Below are 18,488 nucleotides of genomic sequence, written 5' to 3' on the forward strand. Positions count from 1 at the left end.
CGCGGGCACGCCCGTGTCGCGCGCCGACCACACACTGCACCTGCACGCCGTGCTGCGCGCGCGCGGCGGTCGGTTAGAATCCCGTGCAATCAAACAGAAAGCTTCCCTCCGAGGGCAATCGAGCGATGAAGCAGCACGACAAGCACAACAAAGAAACGAACCACACCCACCACACGACCCGGCTGCTCTGGCGCATCGGCGCCGTCGCGGCGCTCGGCGGCGCCGCCGCGCTGTCGCTGCATGCTGGCGCGGCGCGCACGGTGAGCGTGTCGCCGCAAGGCACCGTCACCGAAGTCCGGCAGAGCGTCGTGAAGTTCGACGAACCGATGGTCGCGTTCGGCTCGGCCTCTGCGCCGAATCCGGCGCGCGTGACCTGCAACGATTCGACGGCCGCGCGCGGCTCGGGCCACTGGCTCGACGACAAGACCTGGGTTTACGATTTCGAAAGCGACCTGCCGCCCGGCGTACGCTGCTCGGTCGCGCTCAACGACACGCTGCGCTCGGTCGCCGGCAATGCGGTCAGCGGCCCGCGTCGCTTCACGTTCCAGACGGGCGGCCCGTTCCCGGTGTCGGTGCGCCCCGGCTCCCGCGAGATCGAGGAGCGGCAGGTCTTCGTGATGAAGCTGAACGGCCCGGCCGAGCCGCGTTCGGCGCTCGCGAACATCTGGTGCGAAGCGGCCGGCATCGGCAACCGCATTCCCGTCACGGCGGCCGACGACGAGACGCGCAACGCGCTGCTCGATCATTTCGGGCTGAAGAAGGAGGCCGCGCGCGTGCTGACGCTGTCGTGCTCGCAGGCGCTGCCGGCGAGCGCGAAGATGCAGCTCGTGTACGGCAAGGGCGTCGCGAGCCCGAGCGGCATCGCGAACGAAACCGAACGACGCTTCGATTTCACCGTGCGCGCACCGTTCGCGGCGAGCTTCTCGTGCGAACGCGAGAACGCGAAGGCGCCCTGCACGCCGCTGCGCCCGCTCACGCTGTCGTTCAACGCGCCGATCGCGCGCAAGCAGGCCGAAGCGATCAAGCTGCGCGGCCCCGACGGTTCGCTGTCGCCGACCTTCGCGGCCGACGATCACAGCGAGGAAGTGACGACCGTCACGTTCAACCCGCCGCTGCCCGCGCAGGCGGCTCTCACCGTCGAGCTGCCGTCGGGCCTGCACGACGTGACCGACCGGCCGCTGTCCAACGCGGACCTGTTCCCGCTCGCGACGCGCACCGCGCCGATGCCGCCGCTCGCGAAATTCTCGTCGGGCACCTTCGGAATCGTCGAGCGCTTCGCCGAGCCCGGCACGCCCGCGCTGGTGCCCGTCACGCTGCGCAACGTCGAGGCCGACCTGCATATCGCGGGCCTCAACGCGGGCGGCGCGCAATTCGCGAACCTGAAGGTCGAGAACGACACCGCGATCCGCCAATGGATGCGCACCGTCGATCGCTTCGACAACTGGTCGATGACGGCCGGCTCGGTCGACGACCAGATTCCCGGCCTGCTGGAGCGCAAGGGGCAACGCCCGGTCTACGTGCCGCTCGAGGCCGGCGAAAAGCAGCCCGCGCCGAAGAACCGCCGTATCGACGTGCGCTCGCTGTCGCTGCTCGCGGGCGAGCCCGGCGCGCAGGTGCTGACGCTGCCGAAGGCCGATCCGAAAGCGCTGCGCCCGTTCGAAGTGGTCGGCGTGCCGATCGAGAAACCTGGCTTCTACGTGCTCGAACTCGCGTCGCCCGCGCTCGGCCGCTCGCTGCTCGCGAAGCCGTCGAGCATGTACGTGCGCACCGCCGTGCTCGTCACGAACCTCGGCGTGCACCTGAAACAGGGCCGCGAAAACAACCTCGTGTGGGTCACGACGCTCGACAAGGGCAAGCCGGTGCCGAATGCGCAGATCCGCGTGTCGGACTGCAACGGCGACGAAATCGCGGCCGGCAAGACCGACGCGCAGGGCCTGCTGAAGATCGACGGACCGTTCGAGCCGAAGCGCGAATGCAGCTCGTCGGAACAGCGCTTTAGCGACTACTTCGTGTCGGCGCGCGTCGACGATCCGAAGACGGGCCCCGACATGGCGTTCGTCAGCTCGGGCTGGAACCGCGGGATCGAATCGTGGCGCTTCAACGTGCCGACCGACACCGACAGCGCGCCGACCGTGCGCGCGCATACGGTGTTCGACCGCACGCTGCTGCGCGCCGGCGAAACCGTGTCGATGAAGCATTTCATCCGCACCGAGACGCTGCAGAGCCTCGCGTTCCCGTCGCAATACCCGACGCGCGTGACGATCCGCCATCTCGGCACCGGCCAGACGTACAAACTGCCGCTCACGTGGGCGGCCGACCACAGCGCGGATTCGCAGTTCACGCTGCCGGCCGCCGCGAAGCTCGGCGAATACAGCGTCGAGCTCGAAGGCGGCCCGGACGATGCGCCGAGCGCCACCTACTACAGCGGCAGCTTCCGCGTCGAGGCGTTCCGCCTGCCGGTGCTGAAAGGCTCGATCGGCGCGCGCGACGCGCAGAAGAGCCCGCTCGTCGCCGTGAAGGAAGCGCCGCTCGCGGTGCAGATCGACTACGTGTCGGGCGGCGGCGCATCGAACCTGCCCGTGCAGGTGTCGGCGCTGATGAAGTGGGCATCGCCGCCGTTCGCGGATCGTTTCGAGGATTTCAGCTTCACGCCGTATCGCCCCGACACGAGCGACGGCAATGCCGACGACGATGCGCAGGACGGCGACAACGCGTCGGCGGCGGCGTCGAGCAACGATCCCGACGCGACGAAGCTGATCGCCGACAAGCTGCCGCTGACGCTCGACCGCAACGGCGCGGGCTCGGTCACGCTCAAGGGCCTGCCCGACGTCGACGCACCGAAGCGTATCGCGCTGGAGGCGACGTTCGCGGACCCGAACGGCGAAGTGCAGACGATCCGCGGCGACACGATCCTGTGGCCGGCCGCGGTGGTGGCCGGCATCAAGGCCGGCCGCTGGGTGTCGGTCGGCCAGCGCGTGCCGGTGCAGGCGCTGGCGGTCGACCTGCAGGGCAAGCCGCGCGCGTCGGTGCCGATCGAGATCAAGGGCGTCGCGCGCATCACGACGTCGTCGCGCAAGCGGATGGTCGGCGGCTTCTATGCGTACGACAACAAGAGCGATACGCGCGACCTCGGCGTGCTGTGCTCGGGCAAGACCGACGACAAGGGCCGCATGGCCTGCGACGCGACGCTCGAGCAGGCCGGCAACGTGCAACTGATCGCGGTCGCGAAGGACGGCGACGGCCGAACGTCGAATGCGTCGACGTCGGTATGGGTCACGCGCGAGGACGAGCTCTGGTTCGGCGGCGACAACACCGACCGGATCGACGTGATCCCCGAGAAAACGTCGTACGAACCGGGCGAAACGGCCCGCTTCCAGGTGCGCATGCCGTTCCGCTACGCGACCGCGCTCGTCGCGGTCGAGCGCGGCGGCGTGATGGAAACGCACATCGTCGAGCTGAACGGCAAGAACCCGACCGTCGACCTGAAGGTCGGCGAATCGTGGGGGCCGAACGTCTACGTGTCGGTACTCGCGCTGCGCGGGCGGATTCGCGAGGTGCCGTGGTACTCGTTCTTCACGTGGGGCTGGAAGGCGCCGGTCGAATGGGCGCGCGCGTTCTGGCGCGAAGGCCGCCACTATGAGGCGCCGACCGCGTTCGTCGACCTGTCGAAGCCCGCGTTCCGCTATGGCCTCAGCGAGATCAAGGTCGGCACGGGCGTTCATCGCCTCGGCGTGACCGTGACGACCGACGCGACCCGCTACACGGTACGCAGCAAGGCGCAGGCGCACGTGAAGGTCACGCTGCCGAACGGTCAGCCGGCACCGGCCGGCACGCAGATTGCGATCGCGGCCGTCGACGAGGCGCTGCTCGAACTGATGCCGAACAACAGCTGGGACCTGCTCGACGCGATGCTGCGCCGGCGCGCGTACGGCGTCGAGACGGCCACCGCGCAGATGGAAATCGTCGGCCGCCGCCACTTCGGCCGCAAAGCCGTGCCGGCCGGCGGCGGGGGCGGCAGCGCACCGACCCGCGAGCTGTTCGACACGCTGCTGCTGTGGAACCCGCGCGTGACGCTCGACGCGAACGGCAGCGCAACCGTCGAGGTGCCGCTGAACGACGCGCTCACGCGCTTCCGGATCGTCGCGATCGCGGCGGTCGGCCCCGACCGTTTCGGCACGGGCAGCACGTCGATCCGCAGCACGCAGGATCTGCAACTGATCTCCGGCCTGCCGCCGCTCGTGCGCGAAGGCGACGCGTTCCGTGCGCAGGTCACGCTGCGCAACACGACCGACCGCGCGATGCAGGTCGTCGTGACGCCGCGCGTGACAGGCCTCGACGTCGCACCGCAAACCGTGTCGCTGGCCGCGAATGCGGCGACCGAGGTCGCGTGGACGATCACCGTGCCCGAACAGGCGCTCGATGCGGCCGGTGCGCTGAACTGGCGCATCGAGGCGGCCGAGCAAGGCGGCAAGCGCGCGTCCGACGCGCTGGCCGTCGCGCAGAAGGTCGTGCCCGCGCTGCCGGTGACCGTGCAGCAGGCGACGCTCGCGCAGGTCGACGGCACGCTGACGGTGCCCGTCGCGGCCCCGGCCGGCGCTGTGAGCAACGCACAAGGCGTGCCGCGCGGCGGCATCGCCGTGTCGCTGCAGTCGAAGCTCGCCGACGGCCTGCCCGGCGTGCGGCGCTGGTTCGAACGCTATCCGTATCGCTGCCTCGAACAGCAGACGTCGCGTGCGATCGGGCTGCGCGACCCCGCGCAATGGCAGGCGCTGATCGCGCGCATGCCCGTCTATCTCGACAGCGACGGGCTGGCGAGCTACTTCCCGCCGTCGTCCGACGATTCGCATCATGGCAGCCCGACGCTGTCGTCGTATCTTCTCGTGGTGTCCGACGAAGCCAGCCGCCTCGATCCGCGCTTCGCGCTGCCGGAAGACCTGCGCACGCAGCTCGAGGCCGGGCTCGCGCGCTTCGTCGACGGCCGCCTCGAGCGCAACGCGTGGGCGCCGCGCCAGGATCGCGACCTGCGCAAGCTCGCCGCGATCGAGGCGCTGTCGCGCTACGGCGCCGCGCAGGGCCGCATGCTCGGTTCGATCGAGATCGCGCCGAACCAGTGGCCGACCTCGGCGGTGATCGACTATCACGCGATCCTCACGCGCGTGAAGGACATCCCGCAACGCGACGAGAAACGCGCGCAGGTCGACCAGATCCTGCGGGCGCGCCTGACTTACCAGGGCACGCAACTCGTGTTCTCGACCGCGCGCGACGACGACCTGTGGTGGCTGATGACCAGCAACGAGACCAACGCCGCGCGCCTCGCGCTGGAATTCGCGGGCGACCCGGCATGGAAGGACGAAATGCCGCGCGTGACCGCCGGCCTGCTCGCGCTGCAACGTCAAGGCGCATGGCAGACGACGACGTCGAACGCACTCGGCCTGCTCGCAGTCGAGCGCTTCTCGCGGACCTACGAGAGCACGCCGGTCGCCGGCGCGACGAAGGTGGCGCTGGGCGGCGACGAGCGTTCGATCTCGTGGTCGCAAGCGGCATCGGCCGCGCCCGCCGATGCGCCTGCGTCGGCCACGCCGGCGACCCGCGCGGCCGCCGCGCGCAGCGTGCTGATGCCGTGGCCGCGTGCGTCGCAGGGGCCGGCCACGCTGTCGGTCACGCAGGACGGCACGGGCCGCCCGTGGGCCACGGTCGAAAGCCTCGCGGCGGTGCCGCTGCGCGCGCCGTTCGCGGCCGGCTACCGGATCACGAAAACCGTCACGCCCGTGTCGCCAGCCGTCAAGGGTGTGCTCACGCGCGGCGACGTCGTGCGCGTCCATCTCGACATCGACGCGCAGAGCGACATGACGTGGGTCGCCGTCAACGATCCGATTCCGGCCGGCGCGACGATCCTCGGGTCGGGCCTCGGCCGCGATTCCGAAGCCGCGACGCAGGGCGAGAAAACCCCCGACGGCGCGTGGCCGGCGTTCATCGAGCGCGACTTCGACGGCTATCGCGCGTACTACGACTATTTGCCGAAGGGCAAATTCTCGGTCGAGTACACGGTGCGGCTGAACAACGTCGGCACGTTCGGATTGCCGCCGACGCGCGTCGAGGCGCTGTATGCGCCGTCCGTGTACGGTTTGTGGCCGAACCCGCCGATGACCGTGAAGCCGGCCGACGCGGGCAAGTAACCGGGCAAGCGATGATCGATCTGGCTTTGCCGCGGCCGGCGCGTTTCGCCGGCCGCGTATTCGTCGCCGTCGTGCTGGCCGCGCCGCTCGTCGCGCATGCGCTGCCCGGCTACGACGACGTGCGCCGCAACTGGCGCAGCTCCGACTGGGTGCTGCTCGCGCGCGACGGCACGCCGCTGCAGCGTACGCGCATCGACCGCACCGAACGGCGCGGCGACTGGGTGTCGCTCGCCGACGTATCGCCCGCGTTCCGCGAGGCGATCGTCGTGTCCGAGGACAAGCGCTTCTACGAACACAGCGGCGTCGACTGGCGCGGGATTGCCGGCGCGGCATGGGGCAACCTGTGGAACGAGCGCACGCGCGGCGCGTCGACCGTGACGATGCAGCTCGCGGGCCTGCTCAGCGATTCGCCGCGCCGCTCGGGCCAGCGCTCGCTGCCGCAAAAGGCCACGCAGGCCGTGAACGCGCTGTGGCTCGAACGCAGCTGGCGCAAGGACCAGATCCTCGAGGCGTACCTGAACCTGGTGCCGTTTCGCGGCGAGACGATCGGGCTCGGCGCGCTGTCGCAGGTGCTGTTCGGCAAGGCGCCGTCGGGCCTCGACGCGCGCGAGGCCGCGATCGCCGCCGCACTCGTGCGTGCGCCCAACGCGGCGCCCGCGAAGATCGCCGAACGCGCGTGCCGGATCCTGCGCGACATGCAGGCCGCGCAGGCGTGCGCATCGCTCGACGGCTACGTGCAGCTCGTCACCGCGCGCCCGGCCAACGCCGTACGCGACGACGGCGCCGCCCTCGCCCCGCATTTCGCGCGACGCATCGCGGCCGAGGTCAAGCCGGCGGCCGGCGCGCAGATCCGCACGACGCTCGATGCGCCGCTGCAGCGCTTCGCGCGCGACACGCTGATGCGCGCGCTGACCGAACTGAACGCACCCGCGCATCGGCGCAACGTGCAGGACGGCGCGGTCGTCGTGATCGACAACGCGACCGGCGAGATCCGCGCGTGGGTTGGCTCGTCGGGGGCGCTGTCGAGCGCGCGCGACGTCGATGCCGTGCTCGCGCCGCGCCAGGCCGGCTCGACGCTCAAGCCGTTCCTCTATGCGCAGGCGATCGACGAGAAGCGGCTGACTGCCGCGTCGCTGCTCGACGACGCGCCGATCAACCTCGCCGCCGGCGGCGGCCTCTACATTCCGCAGAACTACGACAAGGATTTCAAGGGCTGGGTGAGCGTGCGCAGCGCGCTCGGCGGCTCGCTGAACGTGCCGGCCGTGCGCACGCTGGTGCTCGTCACGCCGCACCGCTTCGCGCGCACGCTGACCGCGCTCGGCCTGCCGCTCGCGCAGGAAGGCGATTACTACGGCTTCAGCCTGGCGCTCGGGAGTGCGGACGTCACGCTGCTGTCGCTGACCAATGCATACCGCGCGCTCGCGAACGGCGGCGTCGCGCGCAAGGTCGTCGACCTGCCCGCCACGGCGCCGACGCCGGCATCCGGCGCATCCGGCGCCTCGGCGCCCGCGCGGATGGACGCCGGCACGCGCGTGTTCAGCGACGCGGCCAGCTTCGTCGTCACCGACATCCTGTCCGACAACAACGCACGCGTGCGCACGTTCGGCTTCGACAACCCGCTCGCGACGCGCTTCTTCTCGGCGGTCAAGACCGGCACGAGCAAGGACATGCGCGACAACTGGACGATCGGTTTCACGTCGCGCTATACGGTCGGCGTGTGGGTCGGCAATGCGGACGGCTCGCCGATGTGGGACGTGTCGGGCGTCACGGGCGCGTCGCCCGTGTGGTCGGCCGTCGTCGGCTACCTGCATCGCGACCTGCCGAGCCGTGCGCCGCGTGCGCCGGCCGGCGTCGAGACGCGCCGCATCGCGTTCGAGCGCGACATCGAGCCGGCCCGCAACGAATGGTTCATCGCGGGCACGGCGGTCGACACGATCCGGCTCGCGGCGCCCGTCGCGCCAGGCAAGGACGGTGCGCGTGCGCCGCTGACGATCGGCGCGCCGACCGACGGCACGATCTTCGCGATCGACCCCGACATTCCGCCGAAGAACCAGCGGATCTGGTTCGAGCGATCGGCCGGGCACGCGACGAAGTTCGCGTGGCGGCTCGACGACAAGGTGATCGGCCATGCCGATCGCGTCGCGTGGCTGCCGTGGCCGGGCCGACACCGGCTCGAACTCGTCGATGCGCGCGGCAACGTCGCCGACGCGATCGGCTTCGAGGTGCGCGGCGCGTTCGCGAAGCCGGGTGCGCGCAAGCGCTGAGGCGGTGAGGCGGTGAGGCGGTCTTATCGGCCGGCCGTATTCGCTTTCCCCGGATCACGACATAGAATGACAACAGCGCCGCATTCCCCCACGCGCACCGGTTGCCTCATTCTCTCGGATTGCCCGCGACCATGAACATTCGCCTTACGCGCTTCACCCGCCCCGCGCTGGGCGTTTTGTGCGTCGCAACGCTCGCCGCCCTCCCCGCCTGCAACGGCGAGGCCTGCTTCGGCGTCGACGCGTGCTTCAACGACAACACGCAAACCGTCTCGCTGTCGGGCACGGCCGCGACGGGCGACGCGCTCGCGAGCGCGCAAGTCACGGTCAACTGCGCGGCGGGCTCGGCAACGACGCTGACGGACGGCGGCGGCAACTACCATGTGACGCTCAACGCGGCGCTGCCATGCGTGATCACCGTGGCGTCGGGCGGCGCGAGCCTGCATTCGCTCGCCTATGCGGGCGGCACCTTCAACACGGCGCCCGAGACCGAGCTGATGCTCGTCTATCTCGCGGCGCAACTCGGGACGAACACGGCCGGGCTGATCGGCAATTTCCAGGGCACCCTGCGCTACCAGCGGGCGATGAACAGCCCGGACACCGTGCAGGCCGCGCAATCGGCCGTGGTGACGAACCTGCAGCAGCGCTATGCGGTCACGCTCGCCGCGCCGGCGTTCCTGACCACGTCGTTCGTGGTCGGGCAACCGGGCGTCGACAGCGATCTCGTCGCGCTGGGCAAAGCCGGGGCGATCGATTCGAACGGACTGCCGGATCCGGTGGCCGTGTCGCTGTTGCAGCAGGCCGGGGCCGCCCATCCGCTGTAAGCGATGCGAGGGGGACGAGAATCGACCGTCAGGCGCCGGCTTCGTGCGCGTCGTCGGCCAGCAACGCCCAACGCTCGTGGTCGCGCCATTCGCCGCCGATGCGCAGATAGCGCGGCGAAAATCCCTCTTGCCGGAAACCGAGCCGTCGAACCAGCGCGATCGACGCATGGTTGCCGGGCTGGATGTTCGCTTCGAGCCGGTGCAGCCCAAGTTCGCCGAACGCGACGTCGATCGCCGCGCGCAACGCGTCCGTCATCAGCCCCTTGCGGCTGAAATCCGCCATTCCGTAGTACGCAAGATAAGCGCTCTGAAACACCCCGCCGACGATCTCGTTGAGATTCACCACGCCGACCACCGCGCCCGACGCCCGCTCGCGCGCGACCAATCCGACGTTCGGCCCCGTCAGGCAGCGGGCGAACCATTGATCGAACCCGGCCTGGTCGATGAACGAATCGACCCACGGCAGATGATGGCTCCGGTTCGCGCGGTTGCCGGCGATCAGATCGGCGGCGTCGGACCGGGCGACGCGATTCAGCAGGATCCGGTTCATGAGTCGATCACCATCCGCGCTTACGCCGCCTCCCCGCGCCCGCACACCACCGGCGCCGCCTGCTGCTGCGACAGATACCGCAGCAGCTTCGTCACCATCCACACGACGATGAACGACAACGCGACGAAGAACACCGCGAGCGGCGTCAGCACGTGAATCGACACGAAACCGGCCAGACCCATCATCGCGGACGACACGAGCAGCAGCGCACAGCCGAGAATCGCGCTCGTCAGGCCGGCGATATGCGGAAACAGCGAATTGCCCTTGGCCATCAGCGTCGGATACATCGCGCCCGCGCAGAAGCCCATCACGAGCACCGGCGTCGCGAGCGTCCACACGCGCAGGCCGACGGTCAGCGCCAGCACCAGCATCGCGATCGACGCGCCCGCCATCACGCGCGCGCCGATACGCAGCCGTTGCTCGGCGCTCGGCAGCCCGCGGCCGTGAATCCGGTTCGACAGGCCGCCGAGGAAATACATGAGGCCGATGCCGAGCGCGAGATACCCGAAGAAGGTCGGCGGCTTGTGCAGCGTGGTCTGCACCATGAACGGCCCGACGATGTTGAACACCAGCAGGATGCTGTAGCACAGCCCCTGGGCGAGGAAACAGCTCTGGAACACCGGGCTCGTCAGCACCTTGCCCGTGTTCGCCATCAACGTGCGCGGCTCGAGATGCACGGGCCTCGGCAAGGTTTCGCGGTAGCGCCACAGCAGCGCCCACATCGCCAGCGAGTAGACCAGCAGGAACACAAGGCATGCGCGCCAGCCGAACCATTCCTGCAGGTGCGCGCCGATCACCGGCGCGATGATCGGCGCGAGCCCCCACGCGATCGACATGTAGGTGAACGCGTGCATCAACGCCTGGCCGGAGAACGAATCGGTGATGATCGCCTTCGCCAGCAGGTTGGTGGTCGCGATTCCGAAGCCCTGCAGGCAGCGCGCGAGTATGAACGTCTCGAGGTTCGACGCGCCCAGCGACAGCAGACAGCCGATCGTGTAGATCACGAGCCCGAACGCAAGCACGCGCTTGCGTCCGTAGGCGTCCGCGATCGGCCCGAAGATCAACTGGCCGAGCGCGTAGGCCGCCATGTAGCCGGACACGCTCGACTGGATCGCCTGCGGCGTGGTCGCGAACGAACGGGCCATGTCGGGCAGCGCGGGCACGTAGATATCGATCGCGAGCTGGCCGGCGGACGCGAACAGGCAGATCAGGAACAGCAGGAAGCGCGGCGAATTCGACTCGCGCGCGGGAGTGGGCGTGGCGTTCATGAGGACCGGGAAGGAGGTCGGGCAGCAGTGCCGCACCGCAGTGTTCGGATGTCGAACATGCGTGCGGTGGTGGCGAATTCCGTATTGTGCCCGTTGTTGCACCGGGCGACAGGATTACCCTGGCGCGGGCGAGGTTGAATGCCGATGGCGGCGCATCATGGAATGCGCGGATCGGGCCGACCGACGGCAGTTTTAATGTTGATTTAAGCCGACGGTCGCATTGTCTCGGATGGCTCATTCCGTGAGCCGTACGTCATTGTTGATTCAGTCTCGTTTGATGGAGATACGAAGATGCGATTCCGTTCGTATATGGCGGCGGGCGCGCTGGCGCTGGTGCCCGCGTTCGCGCTGGCCGGGCAGGCCGGCGCGGCGGCGGCCGCCCAACCGATGCTCGTCAATGTCGACGGGCAGGCCGTGCCCGTGAAAGCCGAAACGCGCGTCGTCCAGACGGCCGTCGGCCCGATGAAGGTCAGCACGTGGCGCTGGCGTAGCCCGCAAGGCGGCGCGAGCTTCGAGATGCAGACGTCGTCGTCGGGCGGCGTGCCGCCCGCGGCGGCGTTGCGGCAAATACAGGCCGCGCAGTACCGGATGCAGGCGGCGCAGGCGCAGATGGTCGCGATGCAGCAGCAGATGATGGCGCTGCAGCACATTGCACTCGCCAACGCGTTCGCGATGCCGATGCCGCAGCCCGTCGGGTTCGCGATACCGGCGTGGGCCGCTCCCCAACCGGTGCTCGTCATCGCCCCGGCACGGCCGCCGATGCCGTCGGCGGCACCGGCCGCACCCGCCGCGCGCGGCCCGGAGATCAAGGCCTGACGCGCTTCGCGCCGCTCGGCGCTCTGCGCTCGAACCGCCGGCACCTGCCGGCGGTTTTTCGTTGCGACGGCCGAATCAGTACTGCGCCTGATCCGTCGGATTCCTGAACAGCTGCTTCATCTCCGCCGACAGCGGATAGTTGAGGCTCACGCCCTTCGGCGGAATCGGCTGCATGAACCACTGGTCGTACAGCTTCTCGGCCGCGCCCGAGGTTTGCATCTTCGCGATCACGCCGTCGACCACTTGCTTGAACGCCGGATCGTCCCTGCGCATCATGCACGCGTAATTTTCGTGGACGAGCGGCGTGCCCGCGACCGTATACGCACCCGGATTGCGGTCCTTCGCGATCTCGCCGTACAGCAGCGGTTCGTCCATCACGAACGCGACCGCGCGCCCGGTCGTGACGTTCATGAACGCTTCGGCATGATCCTTCGCGCTGATGATCGTCATGTTCATCGCCTTCTCTTCGTTGAGCTTGCGCAGCAGACGCTCGTCCGACGTGCCGGCCGTCGTCGCGACCGTCTTGCCGGCCAGGTCCGCGAAGTCCTTCACGCCCGAATCCTTGCGCGTGCTGAAACGGATGCCGTACAGAAAGATGCTGTTCGAGAACGCGGCCTGCCTTTGCCGTTCGAGCGTATTCGTCGTCGATCCGCATTCGAAGTCGATCGTCCCGTTCTGCAGCAGCGGAATCCGGTTCTGCGACGTGATCGGGATTTCCTTCACCGCGAGGTTCGGCAGGTTCAGATCGGTCTTCAACCGGTCGATGATGCGCGACGCGATGTCGCGCGAATAGCCGATGTTCTTCTGCTGGTTGTCCGAATACGAGAACGGCACCGACGATTCGCGGATACCCAGCGACACGACGCCCGTGTCCTTGATCTTCTTCAGCGTACCGGTGAGAGCCTGCGCGTGCGCGGTGCCCGCCAGCGCGCACGCGAGCGCAACGGCCAGCCAACGAAAGCGGCGATCCATGCTTTTCTCCTGACGAAACGTTGATCGAATCGCGATCGTACGCCCAACAAAATTCGCGCCGCATCGGGGAAAGCGTCAAGCGGCCGCTGTCGCGGCCTCACCGAGAAAATCGTTTCCGCGGCGCGCAAAAGCGCCTGTGCCGAACGTTTCGCCGGGTCGACCGCCTGCAATCTTGCACCCGATGAACAGATCACTCGTTCCAAACGCGCGTTCATGCTGCAAGACAGCATCGCAATCGTTTGCGTCTCGCCCCTTTTTCACACAAAACATATTCAAGAAGCCGCCTCATCAGCCGTTACCCAATGCATGGCGCGTCGCAGCAGCGCTGCGTGCGCCGAACAAAAACAAGGTCCGGTGTGCGCCGGACCAGGCACCACCGCCGGCACGACGGTTATCTTCGAGGATCGACTTTCAACATGAAAGCCAAACGCTTCAATTTCGCGCTGGCGCGCCCCGCCCATGCGCGCATGCTCGCCGGTATGCTGTCCGCCGCCGCTCTCCTGCCCCTCGCCGGTTGCGGCGGAGGCGGCGGCGACGGCAGCAACCCTTCTTCGTCCAACGCGTCCCCCGCACCGACACCGGCCCCCGCTCCGACGCCCGCTCCCGCACCCACCCCGACCGCCCCGCCCACATCGTCCGGCGGCAATGCGTGCACGTCGCAGCAGGCCGCCGTACAGATGGCCGCGCAGACCGCACCGGTCGAGCCGCCGGTCGATCACCTCATCGTCAAGCTGAAAACGCTGACGGCCACGCGCGCGATGGCGACCATCGACAACGGCTCGCGACTCGATGCGGTGATCCAGCGTGCAATGACGCGCTGGACGGCGCCCGTGACCGGCAACGCACGCGCGTACGCGAGCACGGTCGGGCAAACGCCGGTGAACGTGCAGGTCGAACGAACGATCTCGAGCGGCGCGGCCGTGCTGTCGCTCGGTCAGCGCATGGCCGCCGCCGATGCCGCCGCGCTCGCCCAGGCGTTCGCGGCCGACAGCGATGTCGACTACGCGGAGCCGGATCACCCGATGCAGATCCGCGACACGCCGAGCGATCCGCTCTACAACCAGCAGTGGTACCTGTCCGACCCGGCCGCCGGCATCGACCTGCCACCGGCGTGGAACGTGACCAAGGGTTCGCCGACCGTCGTCACGGCCGTGCTCGATACCGGCTATCGGCCGCACGGCGATCTCGTCGGCAACCTGCTGTCCGGCTACAGCTTCATCAGCAACGTCAACACCAGCAACAACGGCTTGACGCGCGGCCCGGACGCAACCGATCCGGGCGACTGGGTCACGCAGCAGGAAATCGACAACGTCAACGGCCCGTACTATCACTGCGCAAGCCAGCCGAGCAACAGCAGCTGGCACGGCACGCGCGTGATGGGCGTGATCGGCGCGACCGCCAACAACGGCACCGGCGTCGCCGGCGTATCGTGGCTCGGCCAGATCCTGCCCGTGCGCGTACTCGGCAAGTGCGGCGGCGTGACGAGCGACATCGCGGACGGCATGCGCTGGGCAGCCGGCATCAACGTCGTCGGCGTACCGACGAACCCGCGGCCGGCGAAGATCATCAACCTGAGCCTCGGCGGGGTCGGCGCCTGCAGCACGACGTTCCAGCAGGCGATCGACGACGTGACCGCGAAGGGCGTGACCGTGGTCGTCGCGGCCGGCAACGACGGCCTGTCGACCGGGCTCGACCAGCCCGCGAACTGCCGCGGCGTGATCACCGTCGCCGCGACCGACGCGACGGGCCGCCGCGCGTCGTTCAGCAACTTCGGCGCCGACGTCGCGCTGAGCGCGCCGGGCGTCAACATCCTGTCGACGTCGAACACCGGCACGACGACGCCGGGCTCGGACACCTATGGCCCCGCGAACGGCACCAGCCTCGCGGCGCCGCAGGTGACGGGGGTCGCCGCGCTGATGCTGTCGGTGAACGGCAACCTCACGCCCGCGCAGATCCTGCAGAAGCTGCAAGGCGGCACGCGCGCGGCGAAGCTCGCGGCCGGCACGTCGTGCACCGCGCTGCCCGCAGGCTCGGGCATCCTCGATGCAGGGGCCGCCGTCGCGACTGCGAACCAGTAACCGGCGCCTCGTTCGACACGGCCGCGCGCATGCCGACATGGGATGCGCGCGGCTGTTTCGTGACGGGCTGTCGCACACGCCTGCGAACGCGCACTGGCGCGATCGATTATCTCGAAATAACGCCTGACAAAAGGGTTGACGCTTCGCACAGCGAGCCATTACCATCGCCCCCGTCTAGTTACATGGAGTGTTCTGTGAACACCGATGCGAGTTGTAGTTGGTGCATCACCAACTTGACTGCTGCCTGAGGAAAACGCGCAGAGCCTCGTCTTCTGCCGCATCCCGGGAAGCAGGATGCGGCGCCCTTCCGGCCTGACTATCGGCCAGATCTCCCGCCCGAATTTTCGATGTTGTCGAATGCACGCGACGCGCCGTCGTGCGCGTGCGTTCGCGTTGCGCGCGGCGCCAGCCGCGTGCGCCCGCCGTTCGCGTGCCGTCCGGCCGCGCGCCTCGTTGCGCGCGCCGCTGCCGATCGCCCGTGCCGACTATCCGCAACCGACAGGAGTGCAGATGAACTCAGACGACAGTAGTCGATTACCGCTCGCCGGTGCAACGCTGCGCATCGACACGCCGTCCGCATGCTGCGCGCCGGCGAGCGTTCCCGCCTTTACCGACCCACAGCCGATCGCGCCTGACGCGACGCGGCGGGGAGCGCTCGTGCGTCGATAACGTCACGGCCGCTCCCCGCCCGCCGCCTCGTGCGCAAGGAGCGACTCATGACGACACGACACAACACCTCGCACAAGAAACAGCGCGGCTTCATCAAGGCCGGCGCAGGCCAGCAGAACGACCCGCGCATCATGCGCGCCGCGCAGGAAGCGGCCCGCCCGCTCGAAGACACGCTGAAGTCGCTGCGCACCAGCACACGCGGCCTGACCTACGACCAGGCCGCCGACCGCCTGCAACGCTACGGCCCGAACGAAATCGCGCACGACAAACCGCCGCACTGGACCCGCCAGTTGCTGCTCTCGTTCCACAACCCGTTCGTCTACGTGCTGCTGGTGCTGGCCGCCATCAGCTTCTGCACCGACGTCTACTTTGCGGCGCCCGACGATCGCGATTACGTCGGCATGACCATCCTGCTGACGATGGTCACGATCAGCGCGCTGCTGCGCTTCGTGCAGGAATTCCGTTCGCTGCGCGCGGCCGAGAAGCTCAAGGCGATGGTCCGCACGACGGCGACCGTGCAGCGCGCGGTGACCGACACGTCGGAGCCGGCGCGCCGCGAGGTGCCGATGCGCGAAGTGGTGACGGGCGACATCGTGCATCTTTCCGCCGGCGACATGATCCCCGCCGACGTGCGGCTGCTCGCGTCGCGCGACCTGTTCATCAGCCAGGCCGTGCTGACCGGCGAGGCGCTGCCCGTCGAGAAGTACGACACGCTCGGCGCGGTGGCCGGCAAATCCGCGAGCACGCATGCAGCCGGCGCGGCGAACGACGCACCGGCATCGCTGCTCGATCTCGAGAACGTCTGCTTCATGGGCACCAACGTCGTCAGCGGCACGGCGACGGCCGTCGTCGTCGCGACCGGCGAAGATACGTACTTCGGCTCGCTCGCGCGCAACGTCGTGAGCCACAAGCGCATCGAGACGAGCTTCGACCGCGGCGTCGCGAGCGTGAGCTGGCTGCTGATCAAGTTCATGTTCGTGATGGTGCCGATCGTATTCATGATCAACGGCCTGACCAAGGGCGACTGGCTGAGCGCCCTCACGTTCGCGCTCGCGGTGGCCGTCGGCCTCACGCCCGAGATGCTGCCGATGATCGTCAGCGCGAACCTCGCGCGCGGCGCGGTCGCGATGGCGCGCCGCAAGGTCGTCGTCAAGCGGCTGAACTCGGTGCAGAACTTCGGCGCGATGGACGTGCTGTGCACCGACAAGACCGGCACGCTCACGCAGGACAAGATCATCCTCGAACACCACCTCGACCTGTCCGGCCACAAGAACGAGGACATCCTGCGGCTCGGCTGGCTGAACAGCTTCCACCAGAGCGGCCAGAAGAACCTGATCGACATCGCGGTCGTCGCGCGCGCCGACGAGATCGGCGACCGCGTGAAGCCGCGGGGTTACAAGAAAATCGACGAACTGCCGTTCGATTTCGTGCGGCGGCGCCTGTCGGTCGTCGTCGAGGATACGCACGGCACGCATCTGCTGATCTGCAAGGGCGCGGTCGAGGAAATGCTGGCGGTGTCCACGCACGTGCAGGATGAAGACGGCGTGCGCCCGCTCGACTTCGTCGCCCGCAAGCGGCTGCTCGAACAGGCCACCGCGTACAACGAGGACGGCTTCCGCGTGCTCGTGCTCGCGACGCGCACGATCCCGCGCGGCGACGAACGCGCGCAATACCGCACCGCCGACGAGCGCGACCTCGTCGTGCGCGGCTTCCTGACCTTCCTCGATCCGCCGAAGGAATCGGCCGCGCCGGCGCTCGCCGCGCTGCGCGAGAACGGCGTCGCGGTGAAGGTGCTGACGGGCGACAACCCGACCGTCACGATGAAGGTGTGCCGCCAGGTCGGCCTCGAGCCGGCCAAGCCGATGCTCGGCACCGAGATCGAAGCGCTCGACGATGCAACACTTGCGCAGGCGGTCGAACGCACGACCGTGTTCGCGAAGCTCACGCCGCTGCAGAAGGCGCGCATCGTCAAGGCGCTGCAGGCGAACGGCCACACGGTCGGCTTCCTCGGCGACGGCATCAACGACGCGCCCGCGCTGCGCGACGCGGACGTCGGCATCTCGGTCGACAGCGGCGCCGATATCGCAAAGGAAACCGCCGACATCATCCTGCTCGAAAAGAGCCTGATGGTGCTGGAGGAAGGCGTGATCAAGGGCCGCGAGACGTTCGGCAACATCCTGAAGTACCTGAACATGACCGCCAGCTCGAACTTCGGCAACGTGTTCTCGGTGCTCGTCGCCAGCGCGTTCCTGCCGTGGGAGCCGATGCTCGCGACGCAGCTGCTCGTGCTGAACCTGATCTACGACACGTCGCAGATGCTGCTGCCGTGGGACAAGATGGATCCCGAGTTCCTGAAGAAGCCGCGCAAGTGGGAAGCCGGCAACATCGGCCGCTTCATGCTGTGGGTCGGGCCGACGTCGTCGGTATTCGACATCACGACGTACATCCTGATGTGGACCGTGTTCGGGGCGGGCGCGCTGTATCACCTGAACGGCGGCGCGAGCGGCCAGATCGTGATGAATTCGGGCTGGTTCATCGAGAGCCTCGTATCGCAGACGCTCGTCGTGCACCTGCTGCGCACGCAGAAGATCCCGTTCCTGCAGAGCACCGCGTCGCTGCCGGTGCTGCTGTCGACCGTCACCGCGATCGCGATCGGCTGCTGGCTGCCGTTCTCGCCGTTCGCGGACGCGATCGGCTTCATGCACCTGCCGGGCACCTACTGGCTCTGGCTCGCCGCGACGATGGTCGGCTACATCGTGCTCGCGCAAATCGTCAAGACGATCTACGTGCGTCGCTACAAGCAGTGGTTCTGATGTCGCGCCGATGACGACGTGCCGGCCCGTGCTCGCGAGCGACGAACGGGCCGGCGCGACG

10 protein-coding genes are annotated in these 18,488 nt (G+C 68.5%); 7 read left to right on the plus strand and 3 right to left on the minus strand.

Annotated elements, in window-relative coordinates:
* Positions 1-125: 125 nt before the first annotated feature.
* From GJG85_RS19695 to GJG85_RS19705, 3 genes are all read left to right on the plus strand, one after another.
* Positions 126-6,176, plus strand: coding sequence for an MG2 domain-containing protein (locus tag GJG85_RS19695; RefSeq protein ID WP_050012793.1), 6,051 nt, complete (start codon positions 126-128; stop codon positions 6,174-6,176).
* Between the two features lie 11 nt (positions 6,177-6,187).
* Entirely contained in the window at positions 6,188-8,440 is a 2,253-nt protein-coding gene (gene pbpC, locus GJG85_RS19700; RefSeq protein WP_050012794.1) for a penicillin-binding protein 1C, read from the plus strand.
* 131 nt (positions 8,441-8,571) lie between these two features.
* On the plus strand, positions 8,572-9,261 hold the full coding sequence (locus GJG85_RS19705) for a hypothetical protein (RefSeq protein ID WP_050012795.1): 690 nt from the start codon (positions 8,572-8,574) through the stop codon (positions 9,259-9,261).
* A 28-nt stretch (positions 9,262-9,289) separates the two neighbouring features.
* Here the strand turns inward: GJG85_RS19705 and GJG85_RS19710 are convergent, their stop codons facing one another.
* Both GJG85_RS19710 and GJG85_RS19715 read right to left on the minus strand, forming a co-directional pair.
* A complete protein-coding gene (locus GJG85_RS19710) occupies positions 9,290-9,811 on the minus strand; it encodes a GNAT family protein (RefSeq protein ID WP_089489434.1) in 522 nt (173 codons plus the stop codon).
* Positions 9,812-9,831: 20 nt separating this feature from the next.
* The gene (locus tag GJG85_RS19715) at positions 9,832-11,079 is read right to left on the minus strand and encodes a multidrug effflux MFS transporter (protein ID WP_124631075.1); all 1,248 of its coding nucleotides are present in this window, start codon (positions 11,077-11,079) and stop codon (positions 9,832-9,834) included.
* Between the two features lie 291 nt (positions 11,080-11,370).
* On the opposite strand from GJG85_RS19715, the gene GJG85_RS19720 reads away from it, so the two are divergent.
* Positions 11,371-11,895, plus strand: a complete 525-nt coding sequence (locus GJG85_RS19720; RefSeq protein WP_050012798.1) for a hypothetical protein — start codon at positions 11,371-11,373, stop codon at positions 11,893-11,895.
* 75 nt (positions 11,896-11,970) lie between these two features.
* Here the strand turns inward: GJG85_RS19720 and GJG85_RS19725 are convergent, their stop codons facing one another.
* On the minus strand, positions 11,971-12,867 hold the full coding sequence (locus tag GJG85_RS19725; protein ID WP_089489435.1) for a glutamate/aspartate ABC transporter substrate-binding protein: 897 nt from the start codon (positions 12,865-12,867) through the stop codon (positions 11,971-11,973).
* A gap of 213 nt (positions 12,868-13,080) precedes the next feature.
* Here GJG85_RS19725 and GJG85_RS19730 point away from each other — a divergent pair, with 213 nt between their 5' ends.
* From GJG85_RS19730 to mgtA, 3 genes are all read left to right on the plus strand, one after another.
* Entirely contained in the window at positions 13,081-13,287 is a 207-nt protein-coding gene (locus tag GJG85_RS19730) for a hypothetical protein (RefSeq protein WP_124631073.1), read from the plus strand.
* Positions 13,284-14,945, plus strand: a complete 1,662-nt coding sequence (locus GJG85_RS19735; protein ID WP_124653196.1) for a S8 family peptidase — start codon at positions 13,284-13,286, stop codon at positions 14,943-14,945. Before GJG85_RS19730 ends, GJG85_RS19735 begins: the two co-directional genes overlap by 4 nt.
* A 716-nt stretch (positions 14,946-15,661) precedes the next feature.
* Entirely contained in the window at positions 15,662-18,427 is a 2,766-nt protein-coding gene (gene mgtA, locus GJG85_RS19740) for a magnesium-translocating P-type ATPase (protein WP_089489756.1), read from the plus strand.
* Positions 18,428-18,488: the final 61 nt, after the last annotated feature.

Origin of the sequence: Burkholderia sp. MS389 (assembly GCF_016899425.1) — a bacterium.
Classification (GTDB): Bacteria; Pseudomonadota; Gammaproteobacteria; order Burkholderiales; family Burkholderiaceae; genus Burkholderia; species Burkholderia sola.

Excerpts from the sequence above, each read along its gene's own strand:
- GJG85_RS19695 (WP_050012793.1), top strand. The coding sequence starts at position 126 with ATGAAGCAGCACGACAAGCACAACAAAGAAACGAACCACACCCACCAC.
- pbpC (WP_050012794.1), top strand. The coding sequence starts at position 6,188 with ATGATCGATCTGGCTTTGCCGCGGCCGGCGCGTTTCGCCGGCCGCGTA.
- GJG85_RS19705 (WP_050012795.1), top strand. The coding sequence starts at position 8,572 with ATGAACATTCGCCTTACGCGCTTCACCCGCCCCGCGCTGGGCGTTTTG.
- GJG85_RS19710 (WP_089489434.1), bottom strand. The coding sequence starts at position 9,811 with ATGAACCGGATCCTGCTGAATCGCGTCGCCCGGTCCGACGCCGCCGAT.
- GJG85_RS19715 (WP_124631075.1), bottom strand. The coding sequence starts at position 11,079 with ATGAACGCCACGCCCACTCCCGCGCGCGAGTCGAATTCGCCGCGCTTC.
- GJG85_RS19720 (WP_050012798.1), top strand. The coding sequence starts at position 11,371 with ATGCGATTCCGTTCGTATATGGCGGCGGGCGCGCTGGCGCTGGTGCCC.
- GJG85_RS19725 (WP_089489435.1), bottom strand. The coding sequence starts at position 12,867 with ATGGATCGCCGCTTTCGTTGGCTGGCCGTTGCGCTCGCGTGCGCGCTG.
- GJG85_RS19730 (WP_124631073.1), top strand. The coding sequence starts at position 13,081 with ATGCTGCAAGACAGCATCGCAATCGTTTGCGTCTCGCCCCTTTTTCAC.
- GJG85_RS19735 (WP_124653196.1), top strand. The coding sequence starts at position 13,284 with ATGAAAGCCAAACGCTTCAATTTCGCGCTGGCGCGCCCCGCCCATGCG.
- mgtA (WP_089489756.1), top strand. The coding sequence starts at position 15,662 with ATGACGACACGACACAACACCTCGCACAAGAAACAGCGCGGCTTCATC.